This window comes from Microbacterium sp. CPCC 204701, from assembly GCF_004010105.1.
Classification (GTDB): Bacteria; Actinomycetota; Actinomycetes; order Actinomycetales; family Microbacteriaceae; genus Microbacterium.
Window position 1 is genome coordinate 1 of sequence record NZ_RRYE01000236.1, and the last position, 4,821, is coordinate 4,821.

The window sequence follows — 4,821 nt, forward strand, 5'->3', positions numbered from 1 at the left end:
GCGGGCGAGGTGCAGACGCCGCTGCGCGGCGACGCCGCCCGAGGTCTGCGCGTCGGCGATCGCGTGTGGTTCCGCCATGCGAAGAGCGGTGAGCTCGCCGAGCGCGTCGATCGCTACCACGTCGTGGACGGCGATACCGTCACGGGGACCGTCGACACCTACCGCGGCGAAGGCAAGGCGTTCCTGTGACGCGCCCGGGCGGCATGTGGCAGAACTGGGGTCGTTCCGAGTCGGTGCGCCCGCAGCGGGTGGAGTTCCCTCGCACCGTCGACGCCGTCCAGCGTGCGGTCGCCGCGGCGGCCGCACAGCAAATCCCGGTGAAAGCCGTCGGCGCCGGACACAGCTTCACCGGCATCGCCGTCGCTCCGGGGGTGCTTCTCGAGCTGCGCGACCTCAGCGGGCTGGTCTCGGTCGATGTGGAGCGATCGCGGGTGACGCTGCTCGCCGGCACCCGGCTGCACCAGATCCCGGCACTGCTCGCCCCCTACGGCCTCGCGATGGAGAACCTCGGCGACATCGATCGGCAGTCGATCGCCGGTGCCGTCTCGACCGGAACGCACGGCACGGGAGCGCGGTTCGGGGGTCTCGCGACGCAGGTGGTCGGAGCGACCCTTGTCACGGCGACCGGGGATCTGCTGCGCGTCGACGACGACCATGAGGCCGACCTGGTCCCCGCGGTCGCGCTCGGACTCGGCGCGCTGGGCATCCTGGTCGAGGTGACGCTGCGATGCGTCCCCGCGTTCGTGCTCCACGCGGTGGAGCGCCCCGAGCCGCTCGACGACGTGCTCGCGGCGATCGAGGACCGCGTCGCGGGCGCCGACCATTTCGAGTTCTACTGGTTCCCGCACACCGACCGCGCCATGACGAAGACGAACACCCGGCTTCCTGCGGGCGCGCCGCGGCATCCGCTGTCGCCCGTGGGCAAGTGGATCGACGACGTCCTCGTCGGCAGTGGCCTGCACCAGGTGGCGTGCTCGGCAGGCAAGGCGATCCCGCCGCTCGTGCCTCCGATCAACCGCGTCTCGGCCAAGGTGTGGGGAGACCGGGAGTTCACGGATGCCTCGGACCGGGTGTTCGCGACGGCTCGCTCGGTGCGCTTCCGCGAGATGGAGTACGCGCTGCCGGCGGCGAGCGTCCGCCCGGCATTCGACGCCGTGCGCGCGCTCATCGACGAGCGGGGGTGGCGCATCGGGTTCCCGGTCGAGGTGCGCTTCGCCGCCGCCGACGACCGCTGGCTCTCGACCGCTCATGGCCGCGCGTCCGCGTACATCGCCGTGCACCGGTTCTGGCGAGAGGATCCCACGGTGTACTTCGAGGCGGTGGAGCAGATCATGCTCGCGCACGGTGGGCGTCCGCACTGGGGGAAGATGCACACGCTCGATGCGTCGACGCTGGGGAAGCGGTACCCGCGCTTCGGCGACTTCGTGGCGCTGCGGGACCGCCTCGACCCCGAGCGGCTGTTCCGCAACGCCTACCTCGATCGGGTGCTCGGTGGGTAACGCCTGAGAGTACCGCCGGGAACAGTGGCCCCGAGGCCGCCGTGGCTAGGATGAGGGCAAACCTCGAACGGAGACTCGGCTATGGAATGGCTGATCGCAGTCATCATCGTGGTGGCGCTCATCGTCATCGCCGGCATCTACCTGTGGGCGACGTACAACTCGCTCGTGCAGCTGAACGTGCGGGTGGATGAGGCGTGGAGCGACATCACCGTGCAGCTCAAGCGTCGCGCCGACCTCCTGCCGAACCTCATCGAGGCGGTCAAGGGATACGCGGCGCATGAGAAGGCCGTCTTCGAGAACGTCACGCGTGCGCGCGCCGAGACGCTGTCGGCGGCAGGACCCGCCGACGCGGGTGTCGCCGAGGGGCATATGCAACAGGCCCTCAAGTCGCTGTTCGCGGTCGCCGAGGCCTACCCGCAGCTGCAGGCGAGCCAGAACTTCCTGCAGCTGCAGCAGGCGGTCGTCGACACCGAAGACAAGGTCCAGGCGTCGCGCCGCTTCTACAACGGCGGCGTGCGCGAGCTGAACACCAAGATCAAGGTCTTTCCGAACAATCTGTTCGCCCGTAACCTCGGATTCCACGAGCGGGAGTTCTTCGAGGTCATCGACGGCGCCGCGATCTCGGAGCCACCCAGGGTTCAGTTCTGACGCGACCGGGTGTCCGCGCCCCCCGCTAGCGTGAGAGCATGCCCCGCCACCTGACGCGCGAGGACGCGCGCCGGCTCGCTGTCAGCGCGCAACTGGTGTCTGCACAGCGCCCCGCAGGCATCGTCGAGGCGATCGACGCCCTCACGGTCGTGGGCATCGAGCCGACGGCGGCGATCGCGCCGAGCGCCGATCTGATCCTGTGGAGCCGGCTGGGCTGGCCGTACCAGCCGTCCGACCTGGTGCGCCTGGTCGAAGAAGACCGTGCGGTCTTCGAATGGGGCGGCTTCTATCGCACGATGGCCGATCTCCCGCTCGTCATCCCCGACATGCGCACGAGGCCGCAGTCCGCCCGTGGGCGGGAGTGGCTGAGCGCCAACGACCGCTTCCGCCGCGACGTCCTGGACCGGCTGCGCGTCGACGGGCCGCTGCGGCCCGCCGAGATCCCCGACACGGCGCAGGTCTCGTGGACGTCGTCGGGCTGGACCGACAACCGCAACACCCTGCAGATGCTCGAGATGCTGGTGCTGCGCGGTGAGGTCGCGATCTCGCGACGGGATGCCGCGGGCCGGCTGTTCGATCTCGCGGAACGCGTGTATCCCGGGCCCCTGCCCGAGCTCTCGCCCGAGGACGCGTCGCGCGAGCGCGCCGAGCGGCGCCTCGCGTCGCTGGGCATCGCGCGGTCCAGGAGCGTGGCCCAGCCGATCGAGCCCGTCGACGTCGGCGAGATCGGCGAGCCGGCCGTCGTGGACGGAGTCGACGGCACGTGGCGGATCGATCCCGGCGGCCTCGAATCGGTCGACGCTTTCGCGCCCCGCACCGCGCTGCTGTCACCCTTCGATCGCCTCGTCTTCGATCGGCGGCGGCTCGAGGATCTCTTCGGCTACGAGTACCTGCTCGAGATGTACAAACCGGCCGCGAAGCGGCGCTGGGGGTATTTCGCGCTGCCGATCCTGCACGGCGACCGTTTCGTCGGCAAGCTCGACGCCAGGGCCGACCGCAAGGCCGGCGTGCTGCGGGTGCACGCCGTGCACGAGGACGCGCCCTTCACCGAGGAGGTCGCCGGCGCGGTCGATCGCGAGATCCGTGAGTTGGCGAGATGGCTGGGCCTGGAGCTGCAAGAGGCCATGGTCTCGTGACGGGTGCGGCATCCGTGCCGTTCAGCGGACGCTGAGCACCACACGGTCGCCCTCGAGCAGGACCGTGCCGCGCAGCGCCCAGTCGTCGGCCCGGTACGTGACGGATGCCGCCCCGCCGGCGCGCGTCACGCCCTCGGCCGTGGCGACGAGCACCCCGGCTGTCGCATCGAACGAGCGGGCGTCGGGGGTGAGCGTGACGGCGGGGTGCTGCTCGATGCGGAAAGCGATCCGCTCGAGCGACGCGAAGTCGGCAGCCCACGGCACGACGATTCCGCAGTGGTCGGGAACCGATGTGGCAGGCTCGGCACATGTGTCCGCATAGGCGTCGAGCTGCTCCTGGACGCGGTCCGAGGCGTCCCGGGCGAGGGTTGCGGTGAGCGAGACGCTCATAGGCGTTCCCGTGCCTACGGCGGCCTCCGCCGACCCCTCGAGGATGCCGGCCGGAGCAGCGGCGACGAGGTACTCGGCGGGGAGGAGCGCCAGAGATGTCGCCGCCGGTGCGACCGCGCCGCCGACCGCCACCCATTCGAGTGCCGCGTCGGCGATCGTGCCGTCGACGGTCAGGGTGCCGGTGTGGTCGCCGCCGAGGATCCAGCCGGATCCGTCGGCTTGGATGCTGAAACGGAGGTCCCGGCGCTCGCCGGCGAGCTCGGCCGATGCCCGTATGCCGACGACACCGTCGGCGTGCTCGTCCATCCCTTCGATGCGCGGATCGGCGATGTGAGCCGATGCGCCGAGGAACGCCTGTGCGAGGATCTCCTCCTGCCCGTCGGGCAGCGGCTCGCGCATCGCCTGGACCGCATCGAGGTCGCCGGCGGCGAGGGCCGAGAGGTACGAACGCGCGGCGTCCTCAGCGGACTGTCCGCGAGAGAAGATCCACCAGGCCAGGCCCCCGCCCGCGACGATGACAGCGCCGGCGACGGCGATGCCGACGATGGCTGCGCGCTTCACCTCTCCACGCTAGCCCGCCAGCTCCTCTTCGGCGAACTCCGCCGGCTCGTCGTCGGCGAGCGCGTCCGGCCGGGCCGGTCCGGCGTCATGGCGTCCGGCGGCGGGCATCACGTCGGCGAGGTCGTCCACCGCATCGCCCCAGCGGGAGATCGACACGGATTCGAGACCCTGCCAGCCCGCCGCGAGCTGGAGCTGCTCGGCGAGGCGGGGTGCGGCATCCGCCGGCCTGCCGTACTCCCACCACGCCGACTGCACGAGGAGCGTCGACCCACCGCGGTCGGCCTTGAGGTCCACGCGTCCGACGAGATCGTCGTCGATGAGCACGGGGAGCGAGTAGTACCCGTACCGGCGCTTCGGAGCGGGGGTGTAGATCTCGATGCGGTACTCGAAGCCGAACAGGCGCGCGGCGCGGTCACGGAACCACACCACCGGATCGAACGGGGTGAGGATCGCGGCCGCTCGCACGCGTCGCGGCACGAGGGCGTCGCGGTGCAGCCAGGCCGGCGCAGGGCGGCCTGCCGTCGTCCAGCCGGCCACCGACACCGGCTCGAGCTCGCCCGTGTCGGTCAGCTCGCCGATCGCGGCCC

Annotated in this window: 5 protein-coding genes and 1 pseudogene; 4 read left to right on the forward strand and 2 right to left on the reverse strand. The window is 71.1% G+C overall.

From position 1 onward, the window contains the following. From EIO58_RS12755 to EIO58_RS12770, 4 genes and pseudogenes are all read left to right on the forward strand, one after another. Positions 1–189 (forward strand): annotated as a pseudogene (locus EIO58_RS12755) (amino acid deaminase/aldolase); the annotation flags it as partial. Then, positions 186–1,499, forward strand: a complete 1,314-nt coding sequence (locus EIO58_RS12760; RefSeq protein ID WP_127819857.1) for a D-arabinono-1,4-lactone oxidase — start codon at positions 186–188, stop codon at positions 1,497–1,499. The pseudogene EIO58_RS12755 and the gene EIO58_RS12760, both read left to right, overlap by 4 nt. Before the next feature lie 81 nt (positions 1,500–1,580). Then, complete coding sequence (locus tag EIO58_RS12765) at positions 1,581–2,147, forward strand: LemA family protein (RefSeq protein ID WP_127819858.1); 567 nt, start codon at positions 1,581–1,583, stop codon at positions 2,145–2,147. Positions 2,148–2,185: 38 nt separating this feature from the next. Next, complete coding sequence (locus tag EIO58_RS12770; RefSeq protein ID WP_127819859.1) at positions 2,186–3,283, forward strand: DNA glycosylase AlkZ-like family protein; 1,098 nt, start codon at positions 2,186–2,188, stop codon at positions 3,281–3,283. A 21-nt stretch (positions 3,284–3,304) separates the two neighbouring features. Here the strand turns inward: EIO58_RS12770 and EIO58_RS12775 are convergent, their stop codons facing one another. Both EIO58_RS12775 and EIO58_RS12780 read right to left on the reverse strand, forming a co-directional pair. Next, the gene (locus EIO58_RS12775; protein WP_127819860.1) at positions 3,305–4,234 is read right to left on the reverse strand and encodes a hypothetical protein; all 930 of its coding nucleotides are present in this window, start codon (positions 4,232–4,234) and stop codon (positions 3,305–3,307) included. 9 nt (positions 4,235–4,243) lie between these two features. Beyond that, positions 4,244–4,821, reverse strand: a 578-nt coding sequence (locus EIO58_RS12780; protein ID WP_164861684.1) for a DNA glycosylase AlkZ-like family protein, incomplete at its 5' end; no start/stop codon positions are given.